At 70.8% G+C, this 20,114-nt stretch carries 22 protein-coding genes; 14 read left to right on the forward strand and 8 right to left on the reverse strand.

What is annotated here, in order from left to right:
* The first annotated feature begins 1 nt into the window (after nt 1).
* Nucleotides 2-1,192: a sensor histidine kinase gene (locus OHU89_RS32505; RefSeq protein ID WP_405654751.1), complete on the forward strand. Its 1,191-nt coding sequence runs from the start codon at nt 2-4 to the stop codon at nt 1,190-1,192.
* Entirely contained in the window at nt 1,189-1,803 is a 615-nt protein-coding gene (locus OHU89_RS32510; protein WP_405648213.1) for a response regulator, read from the forward strand. Before OHU89_RS32505 ends, OHU89_RS32510 begins: the two co-directional genes overlap by 4 nt.
* Nucleotides 1,804-1,867: 64 nt before the next feature.
* Here OHU89_RS32510 and OHU89_RS32515 read toward each other — a convergent pair whose 3' ends face one another.
* The gene (locus tag OHU89_RS32515) at nt 1,868-2,719 is read right to left on the reverse strand and encodes a transglutaminase-like domain-containing protein (protein ID WP_267014931.1); all 852 of its coding nucleotides are present in this window, start codon (nt 2,717-2,719) and stop codon (nt 1,868-1,870) included.
* Nucleotides 2,720-2,736: 17 nt separating this feature from the next.
* Nucleotides 2,737-3,765, reverse strand: a complete 1,029-nt coding sequence (locus OHU89_RS32520; protein WP_405648216.1) for a GNAT family N-acetyltransferase — start codon at nt 3,763-3,765, stop codon at nt 2,737-2,739.
* Between the two features lie 140 nt (nt 3,766-3,905).
* Between OHU89_RS32520 and fdxA the strand changes: the two genes are divergently transcribed.
* The gene (gene fdxA, locus OHU89_RS32525) at nt 3,906-4,226 is read left to right on the forward strand and encodes a ferredoxin (RefSeq protein ID WP_006346810.1); all 321 of its coding nucleotides are present in this window, start codon (nt 3,906-3,908) and stop codon (nt 4,224-4,226) included.
* A gap of 116 nt (nt 4,227-4,342) precedes the next feature.
* Entirely contained in the window at nt 4,343-5,437 is a 1,095-nt protein-coding gene (locus tag OHU89_RS32530) for a bifunctional succinyldiaminopimelate transaminase/glutamate-prephenate aminotransferase (RefSeq protein ID WP_405648218.1), read from the forward strand.
* Nucleotides 5,438-5,504: 67 nt separating this feature from the next.
* On the opposite strand, the gene OHU89_RS32535 is transcribed toward OHU89_RS32530, so the two are convergent.
* Together OHU89_RS32535 and OHU89_RS32540 are read right to left on the reverse strand one after the other, a co-directional pair.
* Nucleotides 5,505-5,951 (reverse strand): ATP-binding protein, encoded by a 447-nt coding sequence (locus OHU89_RS32535; RefSeq protein ID WP_405648220.1) that lies wholly within the window; start codon nt 5,949-5,951, stop codon nt 5,505-5,507.
* A gap of 310 nt (nt 5,952-6,261) precedes the next feature.
* The gene (locus OHU89_RS32540; RefSeq protein WP_405654753.1) at nt 6,262-7,158 is read right to left on the reverse strand and encodes a heavy metal transporter; all 897 of its coding nucleotides are present in this window, start codon (nt 7,156-7,158) and stop codon (nt 6,262-6,264) included.
* A 150-nt stretch (nt 7,159-7,308) separates the two neighbouring features.
* Here OHU89_RS32540 and dapE point away from each other — a divergent pair, with 150 nt between their 5' ends.
* Together dapE and OHU89_RS32550 are read left to right on the forward strand one after the other, a co-directional pair.
* The gene (dapE, locus tag OHU89_RS32545; protein WP_266888401.1) at nt 7,309-8,388 is read left to right on the forward strand and encodes a succinyl-diaminopimelate desuccinylase; all 1,080 of its coding nucleotides are present in this window, start codon (nt 7,309-7,311) and stop codon (nt 8,386-8,388) included.
* Between the two features lie 98 nt (nt 8,389-8,486).
* The gene (locus OHU89_RS32550; protein ID WP_405648224.1) at nt 8,487-9,245 is read left to right on the forward strand and encodes a TIGR00730 family Rossman fold protein; all 759 of its coding nucleotides are present in this window, start codon (nt 8,487-8,489) and stop codon (nt 9,243-9,245) included.
* Nucleotides 9,246-9,386: 141 nt separating this feature from the next.
* Here the strand turns inward: OHU89_RS32550 and folP are convergent, their stop codons facing one another.
* On the reverse strand, nt 9,387-10,247 hold the full coding sequence (gene folP / locus OHU89_RS32555) for a dihydropteroate synthase (RefSeq protein ID WP_405648226.1): 861 nt from the start codon (nt 10,245-10,247) through the stop codon (nt 9,387-9,389).
* A 142-nt stretch (nt 10,248-10,389) separates the two neighbouring features.
* Between folP and OHU89_RS32560 the strand changes: the two genes are divergently transcribed.
* Nucleotides 10,390-10,764, forward strand: coding sequence for a DivIVA domain-containing protein (locus OHU89_RS32560; RefSeq protein WP_159038182.1), 375 nt, complete (start codon nt 10,390-10,392; stop codon nt 10,762-10,764).
* Complete coding sequence (locus OHU89_RS32565; RefSeq protein WP_405648228.1) at nt 10,761-11,342, forward strand: DNA-3-methyladenine glycosylase I; 582 nt, start codon at nt 10,761-10,763, stop codon at nt 11,340-11,342. The genes OHU89_RS32560 and OHU89_RS32565 overlap by 4 nt, the downstream gene beginning before the upstream one ends.
* Nucleotides 11,343-11,345: 3 nt before the next feature.
* Here OHU89_RS32565 and OHU89_RS32570 read toward each other — a convergent pair whose 3' ends face one another.
* Nucleotides 11,346-12,137 carry an enoyl-CoA hydratase/isomerase family protein gene (locus tag OHU89_RS32570; protein WP_405648230.1) on the reverse strand — a complete coding sequence of 264 codons (792 nt, stop codon included), beginning with the start codon at nt 12,135-12,137 and terminating at the stop codon, nt 11,346-11,348.
* A 362-nt stretch (nt 12,138-12,499) separates the two neighbouring features.
* Between OHU89_RS32570 and OHU89_RS32575 the strand changes: the two genes are divergently transcribed.
* A complete protein-coding gene (locus OHU89_RS32575; RefSeq protein WP_003966491.1) occupies nt 12,500-12,667 on the forward strand; it encodes a DUF3117 domain-containing protein in 168 nt (55 codons plus the stop codon).
* 87 nt (nt 12,668-12,754) lie between these two features.
* Here OHU89_RS32575 and OHU89_RS32580 read toward each other — a convergent pair whose 3' ends face one another.
* A complete protein-coding gene (locus tag OHU89_RS32580) occupies nt 12,755-13,387 on the reverse strand; it encodes an O-methyltransferase (protein ID WP_095046686.1) in 633 nt (210 codons plus the stop codon).
* A 301-nt stretch (nt 13,388-13,688) separates the two neighbouring features.
* On the opposite strand from OHU89_RS32580, the gene sigE reads away from it, so the two are divergent.
* The 5 genes from sigE to OHU89_RS32605 all read left to right on the forward strand — a co-directional run bounded on the left by sigE (nt 13,689) and on the right by OHU89_RS32605 (nt 18,881).
* Nucleotides 13,689-14,384 carry an RNA polymerase sigma factor SigE gene (sigE, locus tag OHU89_RS32585; protein ID WP_171147868.1) on the forward strand — a complete coding sequence of 232 codons (696 nt, stop codon included), beginning with the start codon at nt 13,689-13,691 and terminating at the stop codon, nt 14,382-14,384.
* A complete protein-coding gene (locus tag OHU89_RS32590; protein WP_405648232.1) occupies nt 14,381-15,316 on the forward strand; it encodes a zf-HC2 domain-containing protein in 936 nt (311 codons plus the stop codon). Before sigE ends, OHU89_RS32590 begins: the two co-directional genes overlap by 4 nt.
* Nucleotides 15,317-15,472: 156 nt before the next feature.
* Complete coding sequence (locus OHU89_RS32595) at nt 15,473-17,353, forward strand: trypsin-like peptidase domain-containing protein (RefSeq protein WP_405648234.1); 1,881 nt, start codon at nt 15,473-15,475, stop codon at nt 17,351-17,353.
* A gap of 169 nt (nt 17,354-17,522) precedes the next feature.
* Nucleotides 17,523-17,963 carry a sec-independent translocase gene (locus tag OHU89_RS32600; protein ID WP_307026215.1) on the forward strand — a complete coding sequence of 147 codons (441 nt, stop codon included), beginning with the start codon at nt 17,523-17,525 and terminating at the stop codon, nt 17,961-17,963.
* 261 nt (nt 17,964-18,224) lie between these two features.
* Complete coding sequence (locus OHU89_RS32605; protein WP_046263530.1) at nt 18,225-18,881, forward strand: hypothetical protein; 657 nt, start codon at nt 18,225-18,227, stop codon at nt 18,879-18,881.
* Nucleotides 18,882-18,944: 63 nt separating this feature from the next.
* On the opposite strand, the gene OHU89_RS32610 is transcribed toward OHU89_RS32605, so the two are convergent.
* Entirely contained in the window at nt 18,945-20,078 is a 1,134-nt protein-coding gene (locus OHU89_RS32610) for an Mrp/NBP35 family ATP-binding protein (RefSeq protein ID WP_405648237.1), read from the reverse strand.
* Between the last annotated feature and the right edge of the window lie 36 nt (nt 20,079-20,114).

Raw genomic sequence — 20,114 nt, forward strand, 5'->3', positions numbered from 1 at the left:
GATGACCGACGACGGGCTGCCCGCGGAGCTCCGGGCGGAGAACTCGATCCTGGTGGGCCGGACGCCCCGCAACCGGACGGACGCGGTGCGCAAGCTCGTCTGGATACTGCCCTGGCTGATCTTCCTCGGCTCACCGGTGCAGGACCTGAACTCCGGCGACCACTCGACGGCCGCGACCGCGGCCGGCTGGGTGGCGCTGGCCTCCTTCACCGGCGTCTATCTGACCCTGGTCTTCCGGAACATGGGCCGCCCGTTCTCCGGACCGGCGGTCGGTGCCCTGGTCGCCCTGCTCGGCCTGCTCGCGGTGGTCCTGTGCCTCAGCCTCGGCAGCGCCTGGATCGGCCTGTTCGTGTACGTCTCCGTCACATGCGGCGCCACTCTGCCGCAGCGTTTCGCGTACTGGGCGGTCGGGGCGAACGCCCTCGCGATGGTCCTGGTCGGCCTGCACGTGGGCTCGGACGACTGGAGCCTGATCCTGGTGGTGCTGCTCCTGGGCTTCGCGATGATGGGCGTGAAGCAACTGGTGCGGACGACCGTGGAGTTGCGCAAGGCCCGCGCGACGGTGGCCCAACTGGCCGCGAACGAGGAACGGTTGCGCCTGGCCAGGGACCTGCACGACCTCCTCGGCCACTCGCTCTCGCTGATCACCCTCAAGAGCGAGCTCGCGGGCCGGATGCTCCCCGACCACCCCGACAAGGCGGCCCAGCAGGTCACCGACATCGAACAGGTCAGCCGCCAGGCCCTGGTCGACGTCCGCGCGGCCGTCTCCGGCTACCGGCGCGCCCGCCTGTCCGACGAACTCGCGGGCGCACAGGTCGCCCTGACCGCGGCCGACGTCACCGCGGAGGTGCCCGCCGAACCCGACCTCGAAGGCGTCCCCGAGGAGAGTGAGGCCGCCCTCGCCTGGGCGCTGCGCGAGGCGGTCACCAACGTCGTACGGCACAGCGGCGCGACCCGCTGCACGATCGAGGTCCTGCGGCGGCAGACCCTCGACGGGCCGGTGCTGGAACTCTCCGTCGAGGACAACGGCTCGGGAGGCTCGGGCAAGGGCCCCGGCAACGGTCTGACGGGCCTGACCGAACGCCTGGAGAAGGCGGGCGGCACCCTGGAGGCGGGCCGTACGAAGCACGGGTTCCGCCTGGTCGCCCGGGTCCCCGCCCCCACGTCGGCGCCCGTAGGATCCGGCGCATGAGCCCTACGATCAAGGTCCTCCTCGCCGAGGACCAGTCGATGGTCCGCGAGGCACTCGCCGCCCTCCTCGGTCTGGAGGACGACATCGAGGTCGTCGCCCAGGTGGCCCGCGGCGACGAGGTGTTGGCCGCGGTCCGCGCCCACGACGTCGACGTGGCCCTCCTGGACATCGAGATGCCGGGCGCCACGGGCATCGAGGCGGCGGCCCAGGTCCACAAGGAACTCCCGGCGGTCAAGCTGGTCGTCCTCACCACCTTCGGCCGCCCCGGCTACCTCCGCAGCGCGATGGAGGCCGGCGCCGACGCCTTCCTGGTCAAGGACGCCCCCGCGGCCCAACTCGCGCAAGCGGTACGGAAGGTCCTGACGGGGGAGAGGGTCATCGACCCGACGCTGGCGGCAGCGGCTCTGGCGGACGGCGCGAACCCGTTGACGGACCGCGAGCGCGAGGTCTTGAGGGCGGCGGAGGACGGCTCGACGAACGCGGAGTTGGCGCAGTCCCTGCACCTGTCGCAGGGAACGGTCCGCAACTACTTGTCGACGGCAATTCAGAAGCTGGCGGTGAGGAACAGGGCGGAGGCAGCGCGCCTGGCAAGGGAGAAGGGCTGGCTGTAACGCCCTCAGGGGCGCGGGGAACTGCGCGACCAGCCACAGCGAACCTGTAGTCGCCCCGCAGCCATCAGTTCAACATTGCTCGCGCGGCATGAGCCTGCTGCCGAACCCGAGCCGCAGCAGACTCATCCACCGCCCCCACCACCTCGGCGTACGCATCCAACTCCGTGGCCCCGCCCAGAAAATCCCCCCGCTGCACCAACAACTGCGCCCGCTCATACCGCAACCGAGCCGGATGCGAAGGCAACAGCAACGCCAACTCCACCGCCCACAACGCCACATCCGACCGCTCCGGCCGAGCCACCGCCCACGCCCGCACGTTGTTCAGAATCCGCAGCACCACATCCAGAGGGTCAGCCGGCGTCAACATCGACGGCTCCAGCGGAGCCCCCGTCGCCCCCGCCACCAACAGCTCCGCGTCGGACCCGCTCAACACGCGCCCCCCGTCGAACGGATCGGCGAGCACCTGCTCCTCCTCCGCCCCGAACCCGACGACGAAATGCCCCGGCAGCGCGACCCCGTACACATGAGCCCCCGCCCGCCGAGCCACCTCCATCCACACCACGGACAGCAGGATGGGCAGCCCCCGCCGCCGCAGCAGCACCGAGTGCAGCAGCGAGGACTCCAGCCGCTGGTAGTCGCCAGGGGCGCCACGGAACCCGAACCGCTCCCCGAGCAGCTCCCGCAGGGACACCGCCCAGGACCGCGGCCCGCCGGGCCGGAAGGGCAGCTGCCCCGCCAGCCGGTCCAGTTCGATCTGCGCCGCGTCCATGCCCGCCTCGTCCAGCGTCCCGTCCGCCTCCGCGCCCACCAGCAGGCACAGCAACGACAGATCGGGCCGCTCGGACCGCGCCTCTTCGGCGAACCGTCGGCGCAGTTCGGCGGAGCGTTCCGGGGGCGGGGGGTAGAGGGGACGCATAGCTGGCTCGTGCCCGGTCACGATGATCCGTACCGGCCGCTGTCGGGACCCGCCGGTTCCCGGTAGTGGTGGTACGCGTGATGCGCCGCGAAGCCCATCCCGGCGTACAGCGCCCGTGCACCCGTGTTGTCCGACTCGACCTGGAGCCATGCGGCGGACGCGCCCTCGTCCAGCGCCCGCCGGGCCAGCGCGGCCATCACCGTGGTGGCGAGCCCCCGCCGCCGCTGTTCGGGATCCACCTCGACGGCGGAGAAGGAGGCCCACCGCCCGTCGACGACACACCGCCCGATGGCGGCGGGAGCCGCTCCGTCGGAGGAACCCGGCACGGTCGCGAACCACACCGAGGGACCGCTCCCCAGCACCTTCAGCGCCACCTCGCTCACCCCCTTGCGCTGGTACCGGGCGAGCCAGGCCTCGTCCGCGTCGCGGGCCAGCAGAACCTCGTCCGCCTCGGCCCGGTCGGCGACGGGGGCCAGCGCGCCGATCCACAGCTCGGCGGTCACCTCGCGCTCCCACCCCCGCCGCTCCAGCTCCGCGCACAGCAGCTCCTGCGTGCCCTCGGCGCCGGTGGCGGTCTGGATGTACGCGGGCAGCCCACGCTCGCCGTACCAGCGCCGTACGGCCTCCAGCGCCCCGTCCAGCGGTATCCCCGGGTCGCCGATCGGGAGCACCGAGTTGGCCCGCCGGGTGAACCCCGACGCGGCCCGCAGCTCCCACTCGCCGAGCCGCTCGCTCTCCACCGGCCGCCACGCGCGCGTGGAGACGTGCGCGAGTTCCTGGTAGGAGGCGGAGGGTCCCCGGCGACGGGCCGGGGCGCTCGGCACCACCTTGCCCGCGACCAGCGAGGATTCCGCGATGTGGACGGTCTCGCCACTCTTCCGTGTGATCAGCAGCACACCGTTGTCCCATGATGCGAGAACACCCACCGTGTCGGTGAACTTCTCACCCGGAACCGCAGGATCGTTCATGCGGCGTACGGAAACCCGTTTACCCACGTCAGCAGTGGTGATACGGACCTCAAGGCGCCCCGTCGCAGAGATTTCCACAGGTCAGTTCACCCCTCCTGTTCGGATCATGGCCAAGAACGGAGATACTAGGGGCGGGCATCGACGACGCCGCGCTCCCGCGCGCCAGGCGGCAGGGCCTGAGGAGGCCCGCCAGCGCCCTATCGAGGAGGAACGACAGCGTGACCTACGTCATCGCGCAGCCTTGTGTCGACGTGAAGGACAAGGCGTGCATCGAAGAGTGCCCGGTCGACTGCATCTACGAGGGCTCCAGGTCCTTGTACATCCACCCGGACGAATGCGTCGACTGTGGTGCCTGTGAGCCGGTCTGCCCGGTCGAGGCGATCTTCTACGAGGACGACACTCCGGAGGAGTGGAAGGACTACTACAAGGCGAACGTCGAGTTCTTCGACGAGCTCGGCTCCCCGGGCGGTGCCAGCAAGCTGGGCCTGATCGAGCGCGACCACCCCTTCGTGGCCGGGCTGCCGCCGCAGAACCAGTAAGAGCGGCCCGCACCCGCGCGCCGCCTCGGTCCCGTACGGCTCGATCACCTCTGATCGCTGTACGGGACCGAGGCGTTTGCCGTACGAGTGCTGTACCAGAAAGTGAGCCAGACACCGTGTCCGCAGTCTCCGACCGTCTCCCCACCTTCCCCTGGGACAAGCTCGAGCCGTACAAGAAGACGGCACTCGCGCACCCCGGCGGCATCGTCGACCTGTCCGTCGGCACCCCGGTCGACCCGGTTCCCGACCTGATCCAGAAGGCGCTCGTCGACGCGGCGGACTCGCCGGGCTATCCGACGGTCTGGGGCACGCCGGCGCTGCGCGACGCGATCACGGGCTGGGTGGAGCGTCGCCTGGGCGCCCGCGAGGTGACGCACAAGCACGTCCTGCCCATCGTCGGCTCCAAGGAACTGGTCGCCTGGCTCCCCACCCAGCTGGGCCTCGGCCCCGGCGACCGCGTCGCCTACCCGCGCCTGGCCTACCCGACGTACGAGGTCGGCGCCCGGCTGGCCCGCGCCGAGTACGAGGTCTACGACGACCCGACACAGCTGGACCCCGAGGGTCTGAAGCTCCTGTGGCTCAACTCGCCGTCGAACCCGACGGGCAAGGTGCTGGGCAAGGAAGAGCTCACCCGGATCGTGGCCTGGGCCCGCGAGCACGGGGTGCTCATCTTCTCCGACGAGTGCTACCTGGAGCTCGGCTGGGACGCCGACCCGGTCTCGGTCCTGCACCCGGACGTCAACGGCGGCTCGTACGACGGCATCGTCGCGGTCCACTCCCTGTCGAAGCGCTCGAACCTGGCGGGTTACCGCGCCGCGTTCCTGGCCGGCGACCCGGCGGTCCTGGGCCCCCTCCTGGAGATCCGCAAGCACGGCGGCATGATGACGGCGGCGCCCACCCAGGCGGCGGTGGTGGCGGCCCTCGGCGACGACGAACACGTCCGCGTCCAGCGCGAGCGCTACGCGGCCCGCCGCAAGGCCCTGCGCGGGGCCCTGGAGGCCCACGGCTTCCGCATCGAGCACAGCGAGGCCAGCCTCTACCTCTGGGCCACCCGCGGCGAGTCCTGCTGGACCACGGTCGCCCACCTGGCCGACCTGGGCATTCTCGTGGCCCCTGGCGACTTCTACGGCGAGGCGGGCGAGAAGTTCGTCCGCGTGGCCCTCACGGCGACGGACGAACGGGTGCGGGCGGCCGTGGAGCGGCTCGCGTAACCGTTGCGCACACGGCGATGGGGTCCAGGGAGACAACCCTGGACCCCATCGCCGTGTCAGCCGGACGTCAGCCGAGCGGGAGGCTCTTCACCGGAAGGGACTCGGTCGGCAGGCCACCCTTGGTGAGGGACTCCGTCGGCAGACCGCCCTTCGTCGCGGTGGACGTCGTGTCACCCAGGATGTCCCCGGCGGAGCCCGCCGCGTCGCCCGCCGTCTGCTGCGCGGCCGGCGCCGCCTTCTTCGCGACCTTGCCACTGGTCTTGCCGGCGGTCGGAACCGCCTTCTTGACCGCGTTGCCACCGGTGTTGCCCGCGAGCCCGGTGGCGTTCTGCGCCGCTCCGTCGACGGTGTTGCCGACGCTCGCCCCGTCCAGGGCGGTCAGCCCGCCGAGGTTCGAGGTGGGCAGTTCGGCGGGGGCCGCACTGGCGGAGCCGGCCGCACCGACCCCGGCTGCCGCTCCCGCAGCGACGAGCAGCGCGGCACGGGCGATCCTGCGGGTCAGGGGGAGGGACATGATGCTCCTTTGACGGGAGAGAACGTGGAAGTGTTCGACCGTGTCCGGCAGTTGATCACCGGCCTCGGACGCAGTGACTACCGCTCGAAGCCCGCGAAGGTTGCGGCGGCCCAACGTAAAGAGTTGGCAATGCGTCGCATTATCGGCTGCGGATAAAAACGGTCAAAAGGTGTCCGGTCGGAAAGTGTGCCGAATCCTTACAGCCCTTTGTTCGCAAGGGTTTTGGCGAATACGAGGGTGACTGCGCGAAAACCTGCGCACACCGCCGTCCGTGGCGGTCGTGCGTAACCCCTGCGGGTGATCGTCCGTACTACTGAGCAGTCAGGATCCGCACGGATCCCGTGCCCTTCTCCGCCCCGCCGGTTCCCTCCGGCGACATCGCCCGCCACTCGCTCTGGGTGTTCCCGGCGGTCCACTCCCGCCCGGCGTACGTGACGCGCTGGATGTGCAGCGCGGAGGCGTTGGCCACCGCCCAGTGCGCGAGCTGCCAGCCGCGCTCCTGGCTGCTGCGGCCCTTGGCGGCGCCGGTCACGGGCACGGTCACGGTCCGCCCGGACACCGTGGCCTCCGGAGCGGGCGTCGCCTCGGCGGCCCCCACCTCCTTGGCGGTGGTGTCCAGCGCGTCCCCGCCGAAGTCCCGTACGAGCGCCTCGCGCACCCCTTCCGGACCCGCGGCGAGGGTCGCCTCCGAGCGGCCGTCACAGGTCAGCGTGGCCACCGAGGTCCCGGTGAGGGCGGCGGCCAGCACCGTCGCGTCCGGCTCGTGCTTGGCGTACGCCTCCGGGTAGCCGCTGCGCTGCACGCGCTGGGCTGCCTCGGTGAGCGGCAGCTTCGTGTAGCCGTCGACCTTGACCAGATGCTCGTAGAACTCCCCGGCCGCGTACGTCGGGTCCATGATCTGCTTCTCCGTGCCCCAGCCCTGCGAGGGCCGCTGCTGGAAGAGGCCGAGGGAGTCCCGGTCGCCATGGGTGATGTTGCGCAGGCCCGACTCCTGGAGCGCGGTCGCCAGCGCGATCGCCACCGCCCGCTCGGGCAGCCCGCGCCCGGTGCCGACGGCCGTGATCGTCGCCGCGTTCACCGCCTGCTCCGGCGTGAACTCGTAGGCCACCCCGTCGTCCCTGCCCGAGACGACCTTGCAGCCCGGGGCGTCCGTGCCCGCGGTGATGTACTGAACCACCAGATATCCGGCGACGGCACACAAAATCACGAAGGCCGCCAGACCACGGAAAAGGCGACCACGACGACGCTGTTGAGGGCGGGACTGCGCTGGCATCCGTACAAGGTAGCGGAGGCCCCTGTGGTGTCCGAGCCGGGTGTGGACAGAGCGGGCGGAGCCCGGCGCGTTAGGGTCGACCGCATGGCCGATACCCCGCTTGACCTCACGCTGGACGCCGCGCAGCTCACCGCGCGGCTCGTCGACTTCCCCTCCGTCAGCGGCACCGAGAAGCCGCTCGCGGACGCGATCGAGACCGCGCTGCGCGCGCTTCCGCACCTGACGGTCGACCGGTACGGCAACAACGTCGTGGCCCGTACGAACCTGGGCCGCGCGGAGCGGGTGATCCTCGCCGGCCACATCGACACGGTCCCGATCGCGGACAACGTGCCCTCGCGCCTCGACGAGGACGGCTACCTGTGGGGCTGCGGCACCTGCGACATGAAGTCCGGGGTGGCGGTCCAGCTCCGTATCGCGGCGACGGTCCCGGCCCCCAACCGCGACCTCACCTTCGTCTTCTATGACAACGAGGAGATCGCCGCCGAGTTCAACGGCCTCAAGCACGTCTCCGAGGCCCACCCGGAGTGGCTGGCCGGCGACTTCGCCGTGCTGCTGGAGCCGACGAACGGCCAGGTCGAGGGCGGCTGCCAGGGAACGCTCCGGGTGCTGCTCAAGTTCAAGGGGGAGAGGGCGCACTCCGCGCGCGCGTGGATGGGCTCGAACGCGATCCACGCCGCGGCGCCGGTGCTGGCGAAGCTGGCGGCGTACGAGCCGCGCAAGCCGATGGTGGACGGTCTGGAGTACCACGAGGGCCTCAACGCGGTCCGTATCGAGGGCGGGGTGGCCACCAACGTCATCCCCGACGCCTGCACGGTCACCGTCAACTTCCGCTACGCGCCCGACCGCAGCGAGGAGGAGGCGGAGGCGTTCGTCCGTGAGTACTTCGCCGACTGCGGGGTGGACGAGTTCGTGGTGGACGATCACACGGGCGGTGCGCGCCCCGGCCTGAACCACCCGTCGGCGGCGGCCTTCGTGGAGGCCGTCGGCGGCGAGGTCCACCCCAAGTTCGGCTGGACGGACGTCGCCCGCTTCAGCGCACTCGGTGTGCCCGCGGTGAACTACAGCCCGGGCAACCCCCTCCTGGCCCACAAGGTGGACGAGCGGGTCAAGGTGTCGCTGATTCCCGAGGCGGAGGAGCAGCTGAAGTCCTGGCTGACGGCGTGAAGTGAGCCTCGCGCCGGTCGGACATCCGCATGTCCCCCCTCTGTAACCCGCGTAGATCTACGCTGAGGTGGAAACACCCGCAAGTGGAGGGAGCGCACATGGCTACCGGCAACCCCGAGGGGAAGAAGCAGCCACCGTCGGAGCAGCGCCTGGGACCGGTCCTCCGAAGGCGGGGCCAGGTGACGGCGAGCACGACCGACCAGCGCCTCCTGGACGCGGGCGGCCCCTCCGACTGGGTCCACACCGACCCCTGGCGGGTCCTGCGCATTCAGTCGGAGTTCATCGAGGGCTTCGGCACGCTCGCCGAACTCCCGCCCGCGATCAGCGTGTTCGGGTCGGCGCGGACGTCGGCGGACTCACCGGAGTACGAGGCGGGCGTGCAGCTCGGACGGGGCCTGGTGGAGGCCGGTTTCGCCGTCATCACCGGTGGCGGTCCCGGGGCCATGGAGGCGGCCAACAAGGGTGCCTGCGAGGCGAAGGGCATCTCCGTCGGCCTCGGCATCGAGCTCCCCTTCGAGCAGGGGCTCAACCCCTACGTCGACATCGGTCTCAACTTCCGGTACTTCTTCGTCCGCAAGATGATGTTCGTGAAGTACGCGCAAGGCTTCGTGGTCCTGCCCGGCGGCCTCGGCACCCTGGACGAGCTGTTCGAGGCCCTGACCCTCGTCCAGACCCAGAAGGTCACCCGCTTCCCGATCGTCCTCTTCGGCACCGAGTACTGGGGCGGCCTCGTCGACTGGATCACCAACACCCTGATCGCCCAGGGCAAGGCGTCGGAAAAGGACCTGCTCCTCTTCCACGTGACGGACGACGTGGACGAGGCGGTGGCCCTGGTCTCGAAGGAGGCGGGCCGCTAGAAGCCTCCTCGGACGCCGGAAGGGCTGACCGACCAGCCCGTCCGGCGTTTGAGGACGAGGCCCGTCCAGGGCCGAAGCGGGGGTCTGGGGGCGCAGCCCCCAGGGACGGGACGGGTAGGGGCGGCGGGGGCGAGAAACGCCCTACGCCAGCCCCCGCCGGGCAACCGCCGGTGGCCGGTGGCCCGCGATGGACGCCACCATGTCCAGCACCTGCCGGGTCTCCGCAACCTCATGCACCCGGTACACCTGCGCCCCCAGCCACGCCGACACCGCAGTGGTCGCCAACGTCCCCACCACCCGCTCCTTCACCGGCTTGTCCAACGTCTCCCCGACGAAGTCCTTGTTGGACAGCGACACCAGCACAGGCCACCCGCTGGACACCATCTCCCCCAACCGCCGCGTCGCCTCAAGACTGTGCCGCGTGTTCTTCCCGAAGTCGTGCCCCGGATCGATCAGCACCGACTCCCGAGGCACCCCCAGCGAAACCGCCCGCTCGGCCAGCCCCACCGTCACCCGCAGGATGTCGGCCATGACGTCGTCGTAGGAAACCCGATGCGGCCGCGTACGAGGCTCCGATTCCCCCGCATGCGTACACACCAGCCCCACCCCGTACCGCGCAGCAACCTCCGCGAGCCCTGGATCGACCCCACCCCACGCATCGTTCAGCAGATCCGCCCCCGCCTCGCACACGGCCGCACCGACCGACGCCCGCCAGGTGTCCACGCTGATCACGACATCCGGGAACCGCCGCCGCACCTCCGCCACGAACCCGACCGTCCGCCGCACCTCCTCCTCGGCGGAGACTTCCTCACCCGGCCCGGCCTTGACCCCGCCGATGTCGATGATCGCGGCACCCTCGGCCACCGCCTGTTCCACGCGCGCGAGGGCCGGTTCGTCACGGAAGGTCGCGCCCTGGTCGTAGAAGGAGTCCGGGGTCCGGTTCACGATCGCCATGATCACCGGCTCGTGCGGCCCGAATTCCCGCCTGCCCAGCCTGAGCATCCGCTGTGACCTCTCGTAGTACGACCTGGGTACGGCCGCTTCCTCGGCCGCCTGCGACCCTAACTGTCAGACTCGCATGGCACGATCGGACTCTGACACATTCGACTCCGAGCACATTCACCGAGCATGGGGACCCTCAGCGATGGTTATGTTCTTGTTCCTCGTCGTCGCGCTCGCCGTCGTGGTCGCCGCGGTGACGCTCGCCGTGGTGGGCGGCGGCGAGACAGGCCCCCTGCCCGAGGCCGCCCCGGAGCGGCTCCAGGACCCCCTCCCGCTCGAGCGCCCGGTCAACCGCGCCGATGTCGAGGCCCTCCGCTTCCCGCTCGCCGCCCGCGGCTACCGCATGGGCGACGTGGACGACGCCCTCAGCCGCCTCGGCGCCGAACTCGCCGAACGCGACGCGCGTATCGCCGACCTGGAGTCCGCCCTGGCCGGCGCCCAGGCGGTCACGCACGGCGCGCCCGTCTCGCATGTGTCCATGGAGAAGCCCGCCGAGGGTCCGGGGGAGCAGCAGTGACCGACGCCGCCGCACTCGCCGGCCCGGACGGCGCCCTGCGCTGCCCCTGGGCGCTGTCCACCGAGGACTACGTCGCGTACCACGACGAGGAGTGGGGCCGCCCGGTCCACGGCGACGACGCCCTGTACGAACGCCTGAGCCTGGAGGCCTTCCAGTCCGGCCTCTCCTGGATCACGATCCTGCGCCGCCGAGAAGGCTTCCGCGCGGCTTTCGCGGGCTTCGAGATCGCCAAGGTCGCCATGTTCACGGACGCCGACCGGGACCGCCTTCTCACCGACGAGGGCATCATCCGCAACCGGGCCAAGATCGACGCCACGCTCGCCAACGCACGCGTGCTGGCCGACTGGGCGCCGGGTGAGCTCGACGACTTCATCTGGTCCCACGCCCCGAAGACGCCGGGCCCGGCCCCCAAGACGCTGGGGGACGTCCCGGCGATCACTCCCGAGTCGACGGCCCTCTCGAAGGCCCTGAAGAAGAAGGGCCTCCGCTTCGTCGGCCCGACGACGGCGTACGCGCTGATGCAGGCGTGCGGCTTGGTGGACGACCACCTGGCCACGTGCGTGGCCAGGCAGAGCTGAAGCTCAGCGGCCCAAGTACTTGGGCTTCTCCTTGTTCACAAAAGCCTGCACGGCGATCGCATGGTCCTCCGAGGATCCCGCCCGCGTCTGCAGCTCGTCCTCCTTGTCCAGCGTCTCGGCCAGGGAGTGCGAGAACCCGTACGCGACAGCTTCCTTGATCGCCGCGTAGGCCACCGTCGGTCCCTCGGCCAGCGCCCGCGCAACCTTCGCGGCCTCGCCCGACAGCTCGGCGGACGGTACGAGACGGTTCGCGATACCCAGCTCGTACGCCTCCTGAGCCTTGATCGTCCGTGGGAAGAGCAGCAGATCGGCGGCGCGCCCCGGCCCGACCACGCGCGGGAGGGTCCACGAGACCCCGGAGTCCGCCGTCAGCGCGACCCCCGCGAACGACGTGTTGAACCCCGCCGTGTCCGCCACCACTCGGTAGTCCGCCGCCAGTGCCAGTCCGAGCCCGGCCCCGGCCGCGACGCCGTTCACCCCGGCCACCACCGGCTTCCGCATCTGCGTCAGCGCCCGCACGATCGGGTTGTAGTGCTCCGCGACCGTGCTCATGACCTTCTTCGAGCCCTCGGCCAGCAGCCCGATGTGTTCTTTGAGGTCCTGTCCCACGCAGAACGCCCGCTCCCCGGCGGAGGTCAGCAGCACCGCCCGTACGGCTCCATCACCGGCCGCGGATTCCACCGCCTCCCGCAGCGCGACCTTCGTCGCGATGTCGAGCGCGTTCATCGCCTCGGGACGGTTGATCGTGATCGTCGCGAGCCCGTCGCTCACCTCGTAGAGCACGGTGTCGGCCATGGCCTGTCCCCTCCTGCGTCCCAGCGGGTTACTTGCGGGTTCCGAAGGACAGCATGGCGGAGATCATCGTCGAACGACCGGAACGGACGTGTGACCTGCGTCAAAGAATGTGGGACCGAAAGAGGTCGCCGGACAGGTGTGCGGCCGCGCAGTATCGCAGTCACATCGCCGAATTGAGTGGTTTTGCTCGCGCGCGTTGCCCAAGCGATGCCGACTGATGTTGGTCATCGGGTCCTGAGATGCGGGATAATGGCCTGGAAGCAATGTGTTCGATGCCGGTGTCGCGTGCCCACGCACGACACGCGTGCCCTCCTAGGGCCGTCGGCTTTGACGATGAGCTGGTTTCAGGAAGGGGAACGAGCATGGCGGCCATGAAGCCGCGGACGGGCGATGGCCCGCTCGAGGTGACCAAGGAGGGGCGGGGCATTGTCATGCGCGTTCCGCTCGAAGGCGGCGGTCGGCTCGTCGTCGAGCTGACCCCTGACGAGGCCGACGCGCTCGGTGACGCCCTCAAGAAGGTCGTCGGCTGACGCGGAAGCGACCATACCCCTTCAGCTGCCCCGGCATCGTTTTCGGTGCCGGGGCAGGTGTTTGCCCAGGTCCGGGCGGTGCGAGGGTCAGCGCTTGACCGCGCAGAGCAGCCCGTCGCCCACCGGCAGCAGCGACGGCACCAGCTCCTGGCTCTCCCGCACCGCGCGCAGCAACTCGCGCAGCCGCAGTACCTCGGTGGGCTGTGGACCCGAGTCCATCGTCCGGCCGTGCGCGAAGACACCCTCGAAGACGACCAGGCCCCCCTGCCGCAGCAGGCGCAACGATTCAGCGAGGTAGTCCATGACCTCCTGCCGGTCGCCGTCGCAGAAGACCAGGTCGTAGCCCGCGTCGGTGAGGCGGGGCAGGACGTCCAGGGCGCGGCCCGGGATGAAGCGGGCCCGGTTGCTGGCGAACCCGGAGGCGCGGAAGGCCTGCCGGGCGAACTGTTGGTGCTCCGGCTCGGGGTCGACCGTGGTGAGCACGCCGTCAGGCCGCATGCCGTGCAGCAGATGGATACCGGAGACGCCGGTGCCGGTGCCGATCTCGGCGACCGCCTTCGCGTCGACGGAGGCCGCCAGCAACCGCAGGGCTGCGCCCGCGCCGGGCGACACCGAGCGCAGGCCCGCTTCACGGGCCCGGTCACGGGCCCAGCGCAGCACTTCGTCCTCGGCGACGTAGGCGTCGGCGAACGCCCAGCTCGTCTGCCGGTTGGCGGTAATGACCCTCTCCTGTCCCCGTGGTTGCCTGGGCGTGACTGTATCCGTTGGGCCCGGGAACCCGCAGATGGGACCGGGCGTTTAGAGGGGTGGAGACGCACCCGGGGGGACACAGTTGGATCACGATGATGAGCAGGGCCCCGAGCGGGCGGTGACGCAGCCGCACGAGCGGTATCAGCCCAGATCAAATTCTCGTAAAACCGCTTATCCGGAGCTAACGGGCGAGGTGGCTATGGTAGGGGCTCCACTGGACACCACCAGAGCCGACAGGGGAGGTGCGGCCGCGCCTTTGGATCGGGGAGGAGTGCTGCGGCGCTTCCTCGGATCGGCGGGTAGGCCGAAATCCGTGAACGACACCGCTGCTGACCACAGCCACGGCGAATACGCCACCGCGACCTTCTCCACCGACGCGGACGGGCAGGCCTGGACTCCTCCGACGTGGGAGGAGATCGTCAGCACGCACAGCGGCCGGGTCTACCGGCTCGCCTACCGCCTGACGGGCAACCAGCACGACGCCGAGGACCTCACTCAGGAAGTCTTCGTCCGCGTCTTCCGCTCTTTGTCGACGTACACGCCCGGCACCTTCGAGGGCTGGCTCCACCGCATCACCACCAACCTGTTCCTGGACATGGTCCGGCGCAAGCAGCGCATCCGCTTCGACGCCCTCGGTGAGGACGCGGCGGAGCGCCTGCCCAGCCGTGAGCCGTCGCCGCAGCAGGTCTTCAACGACGCGCACTTCGACGCGGACGTCCAGCAGGCGCTCGACACCCTCGCGCCCGAGTTCCGCGCCGCGGTCGTCCTGTGCGACATCGAAGGACTGTCGTACGAGGAGATCGCCGCGACCCTGGGCGTCAAGCTCGGCACGGTCCGCTCGCGTATCCACCGCGGCCGTTCCCAGCTGCGCAAGGCGCTCGCGCACCGTTCGCCGGAGGCGCGGGCCGAGCGTCGCTCCTTCGTGCCCCGCGTCGCCGCTCTGGGGGGAGGGGGCGCGACCGCGTGAGTGGATCACGGCCCAATCCCGCCGAAGGGCGGTTTGCTGAGCAGCACCTGGGAGACCGACTCGCCGCGCTGGTCGATGGCGAGCTCGGTCATGAGACGCGCGAGCGCGTCCTCGCTCACCTTGCCACCTGCGCCAGGTGCAAGGCCGAGGCCGACGCCCAGCGCCGACTGAAGAACGTCTTCGCGGAGGCCGCACCCCCGCCTCCCTCCGAGAGCTTCCTGGCCCGCCTCCAGGGGCTGCCCGGAGGAGGTGACTCGGACGGCGGCTCGCCGTTCGGGGGAGGATTCCCCGACGGCTTCTCCGGAAGACCCGGCACCGCCGGAGTCTTCGGCGTGAAGCGCGGCGAGCGTTTCGAGTTCGACTACGTCCCCGCGACGCCGCACGCCTCCGCGCTGGCTCCCTCCAACGGTGGCTTCCGTATCCATGACGTCAGCCGGCACGAGGCCGAGCGGTCGGCGTCGCGCGGTATGCGGTTCGCGTTCGTCGTGGGCGGGGCGGTGTCGCTGGCCGCGATCGCGCTGGGCGGCGTCTCCACGGTCGTGCCGACCGACACGGACGCCCGTGGCGGCTCGGGCGGCAGTAATGTCACCCCGGCTCGCACACAGGGCGGCACGGGCGCCGCGACACCCGACAGCCAGCGTCGCCGTGCGGTGGGTCCGCTGTTCGCCCAGGACCAGTCCCGGATCGACGCCCCGGTCGCCCCGACCGAGGCGTCCGCGCCGCTGGTTCCCGGCACCCAGGCGCACGAGGCCACACTGACCGCACCCGTGGTGGCCGGCGCGGCCGCCATGTCCCCGTTGATACGTCCGCTCAGCTCGACCCCGCCGCTCACCCTGACCTCCTGGTCCACGGCCGCGGACCTCACCCCGCCGGGCCTGCTCGCCGCACCCGTCCCCCACGCGACCTCCTCCCCCTCCGGCACCACCCGCTGACCCGGCCTCTGCGCGTCGGCGCCCGAACCTGGTTGAATCCAGGGAGAGCCGTGCCCGTGCCTGTCCGGCAGATCAGGCCGTGATGGCGGCAGCGTGCCTGACAGGCGCAGGTGAGCGGGGCCGACGTGCCGGCCAGGCCCTGGCTGTGGGGAGAGCATGAACGAGGGGAAGCCCACGAAGGCGAAGTGGTGGAGCCGACCGCGTCCGCAGGGCCCTGCGGACCAGGCGGAAGGGGCTCCGGCCGCGCCGGGCGAGTACAGCGTGGGGACCGAGGGGGCACCTCCGGTGCCGGGTCCCACCGCCGACGGTGACTACGAGCTGAGGCAGCCTCAGGATGTGGCCGACACGGCCGATGCCGGGGGCGACTTCGAGCTGAGGTCGCCGCGGGATGCGGTCCGCGAGGACGGTTCGTCCGAGCCCGGACCCGAGCCTGAGCCCAGGCCCGAGGACCGGGTCCCCGCTGGGGCCCAGGGTGACGGTGACTTCGAGCTGAGCCTGCCCCTCGCGCGCACCGCCCCGGCGGTGGAGGAGGGCGCGGCAGACCCTTCTCCCAAGCCCCTGCACGACCCCGACCCGTACAGCACCCCGCCGTACGGCGAGCCCGGCCCCTGGGCGCCGGCTCCGCCGGTACTGCACCCGGCGACCACCCCGTCCCACGGCACGGCGATACCGACGCCCCCGCAGGCTCACGGCACCCCCGCGCACAGCACACCCGCACCGGTCCCCAGCACCCCCGTGCCGTCGCCGGTCCCCAGCGCCCCCTCCTACACGGACGCACCCTCTCCAGCGCCCTACGCCGAAACCCCGCCCACCCCGCCCCCCGCCAACCCCTGGCGGAACTACGACCCCTGGGCCCCCGTCCCCGTTCCCCTCCCCACCTCCCTCCAGCAGAACGGCGCCGCAGTCCCCACCAAGGACGGACGTCGTAAGCGGGCCAGGAAGGTCCTCGTCGTCGGTGCCGTGCTGCTCGCGCTCGTGTCCGGGGGCGTCGGTGGGGCCGTAGGGGCCTATCTGGAGCGCAATGGCGGTGTGGGGGACGTGGAGCTGCCGCAGGCCGACGCCGAGCCCGCAGGGCGGGCGCCGGACAGCGTGGCGGGGATTGCCGCGCGGGCGCTGCCCAGCGTGGTGACCCTCCATGTGAGCGGCGCGGAGGAGCAAGGCACCGGCACCGGGTTCGTGCTCGACGACCGGGGCCACATCCTCACCAACAACCACGTCGTCGAGCCCGCCGGAGCCGACGGGGACATATCCGTCACCTTCCACAGCGGCGACACCGCCAAGGCCACCGTCGTCGGGCGGGACAGCGGCTACGACCTCGCCGTCGTGAAGGTCACCGGCGTCAGCGGGCTCCAGCCCATGACCCTCGGCAACTCCGACAGCGTCCAGGTCGGCGACCCGGTCGTCGCCATCGGCGCCCCCTACGACCTGGAGGGCACCGTCACCTCCGGGATCATCAGCGCCAAGGAGCGACCCATCACGGCCGGCGGCGAGAGCGGCGACGGGAGCGACGTGTCGTATGTCGACGCCCTGCAGACCGACGCGCCCATCAACCCCGGTAACTCCGGCGGCCCCCTCCTCGACTCCAAGGCCCGGGTCATCGGCATCAACTCCGCCATCCGCTCCGCCGACGACGGCTCCGAGTCCGGCGGCGCCCAGTCCGGCTCGATCGGCCTCGGCTTCGCCATCCCCATCAACCAGGGCAAGCGCGTCGCCGAAGAGCTGATCAACACCGGCAAGGCGACCCACCCGGTCATCGGCGTCACCCTCGACATGGACTACTCGGGCGACGGCGCCCGCGTCGGTACGAAGGGCAACGACGGCGGACCCGCGGTCATCGCCGGCGGCGCCGGCGACAAGGCCGGCATCAAGGCGGGCGACGTCATCACCGAGGTCGACGGCCAGCGCATCCACTCCGGCGAGGAGCTGATCGTCAAGACCCGCGCCCACCGCCCTGGCGACGAGCTGGAGCTCACCGTGGAACGCGGCGGCGGGGAGCTGACCATCTCCCTGGTGCTCGGATCCTCGGACGGCGATTGAGCGCCCCGATTAACAGAAACCTCACAGGCGCGCCCGCAAACCCCGTCCCACAAGGCAAACAACCCTCAAAACCGCTCATGCCCGCGCACTCGGAGGCCTCGGGACAGTACCGGTCGTACCGGATGGCCGGGTACCGTGGACCCGGCCCGGACATCGCAAGGAGCTTCAGGTGTTCAATGACATAGGACCGCTCGAGCTGGTGACGCTCGTTGTCCTCGCCGTGCTCGTCTTCGGTCCGGACAAGCTCCCGAAGGTCATCCAGGACGTCATGCGGACCGTCCGGAAGATCCGGGAGTTCTCGGAGAGCGCCAAGCAGGACATCCGCTCGGAACTCGGTCCCGAGTTCAAGGACTTCGAGTTCGAGGACCTGAACCCCAAGACGTTCATCCGCAAGCAGATGGACAACGACGAGCTGGGGCTCAAGGAGATCCGCAACGGCTTCGACATCAAGAAGGAGATGGCCGAGGTCACGGACGCGGTCCACGGCCGTGAGTCGGAGTCGTCCTCGTCCTCCTCCGGGTCGTCGTCAGGCGGCCGGATCGACATGACCAAGAAGCCCGACGACGACGGCAAGGACGACCGCCCGGTCTTCGACGCGGACGCCACCTGAACGTCGTACACCCGCAGTCGTACACATGCTCCGGAGCCGCACGTCAGTGACGTGCGGCTCAGTCGTACGTGACGCGTTTCATATCCCGCCACGCCTCCGTGCGGCCTGAACCGGACGCCCGGACGCCCCACGCGCCGGGCGCTTTCCCTGCTGGTCCCGGTGGGGTGGCTATGCTGCCGAGTTGTTGTGCGGACCGGACGAGTCGCCCGAAGGGGGGTGGGCCGTTCCGGACCGACGAGGAACGAGGAGGCGTCCGGGCACATGGAGACGACGAGTCAGGCGGTCGCACAGGCCCCGGCCGCGGAGGGCGGACAGCAGGTCCCCTCCGCCCGGCGCACGGTCGACGGCTACCTGCTGGCGCCCTTCCCGTGGTACGGCCTCGACGAGGCCTTCACGGGTCCGCGCTGGCTGATGCAGGTCGGGACGGCGGCCGACGGTGCCGTCGAACACGGTTCGATCGGGCACGGTGACGAGCCCTCCGTACGGAACGAGGCGTCGGAGGACAAGGAGAAGTTCGCGGTGGTGGTGACCGTCGCGGCGAATCCGTCCCGGAGGAGCGCCGACGGCACGGGGCTTCTCGAGGCGACGTCGGTCTCCTCGGCGGCATGGCTCGCGGGGGTCGGGCTGCTGTCCTTCACCTGGCCCGGCTCGATGGACCACTCGCTGCGCGACGACTGGCTGGACCAGCAGACGGAGACGGCGTGGGCCCTGGCCGACGACCTCGACGGCCCGGACTGGTCGACCCTGTCGCTCCCCGTGGACGGGGTGCCGACGTCCTTCCACTACCGCGAGTCCGAGTTCGGCTGGGTCCTCGCCGGGTCCACGCCGGAAGGCGTGCACGTGGGGGCGTACGGGAGAGGCATGAGCGCGTACGGGCTCGGCTTCGCCATGATCAAGGACATCTCGGCTTACGCATAGCCGGTGCTACGACGAGGGGGGCGCCGACTCTGTGAGTCGGCGCCCCCCTCGTCGTACGAGAATCTAGAACTTGTTCCGCGGAGTGATCCCCAAGGACAGTCCCGCGAGGCCGCGCTGGCGTCCGCCCAGCTTCCCCGCGATCGCCCGCAGGGCCGCGCCCGCCGGGGAGTCCGGGTCGCTCAGGACGACCGGCTTGCCGTCGTCGCCACCCTCGCGGAGGCGGACGTCGATCGGGATGGAGCCGAGGACCGGGACCGTGGCGCCGGTCGTCCTCGTGAGGCCGTCGGCGACCGCCTGGCCGCCGCCCGTGCCGAAGATGTCGACCATCTCGTCGCAGTGCGGGCAGGGCATGCCGGACATGTTCTCGACCACGCCCACGATCTTCTGGTGGGTCTGGACGGCGATGGCACCCGCCCGCTCGGCCACCTCGGCGGCAGCCTGCTGCGGGGTCGTGACGACCAGGATCTCGGCGTTCGGCACCAGCTGCGCCACGGAGATCGCGATGTCGCCCGTGCCCGGCGGAAGGTCGAGGAGGAGGACGTCGAGGTCACCCCAGTACACGTCCGCGAGGAACTGCTGAAGCGCCCTGTGCAGCATCGGGCCACGCCACACCACCGGGGCGTTGCCCGGGGTGAACATGCCGATGGAGATGACCTTCACACCGTGCGCCGACGGCGGCATGATCATGTTCTCGACCTGGGTCGGATGCCCGTCGGCGCCCAGCATGCGGGGCACGGAGTGGCCGTAGATGTCGGCGTCCACGACGCCCACCTTCAGACCGTCCGCGGCCAGCGCCGCCGCCAGGTTCACCGTCACCGAGGACTTTCCGACGCCGCCCTTGCCGGAGGCCACCGCGTACACGCGCGTGAGCGAACCCGGCTTGGCGAAGGGGACCTCGCGCTCGGTCTGGCCCCCGCGCAGGGCCGTCGCCAGCTCCTTTCGCTGCTCGTCGCTCATGACGTCGAGCGTGACGTCGACGCGGGTGACGCCCTCGACCGCCGAGACGGCATCCGTCACGCGTTGCGTGATCGTCTCCCGCATAGGGCAGCCCGAGACCGTCAGGTAGACGGCGACCGCGACCGCTCCGTCCTCGCCGGTGTCCACCGACTTGACCATTCCGAGCTCGGTGATGGGTCGGTTGATCTCGGGGTCGTTCACCGTCGCCAGTGCCTCGCGCACCGCGTCTTCCGTAACCATAAGGACGATGGTACGGCGATCCGCGGCGGCCTCGGC

The sequence above is a fragment of the Streptomyces sp. NBC_00019 genome (assembly GCF_045041015.1).
Lineage (GTDB): Bacteria > Actinomycetota > Actinomycetes > Streptomycetales > Streptomycetaceae > Streptomyces.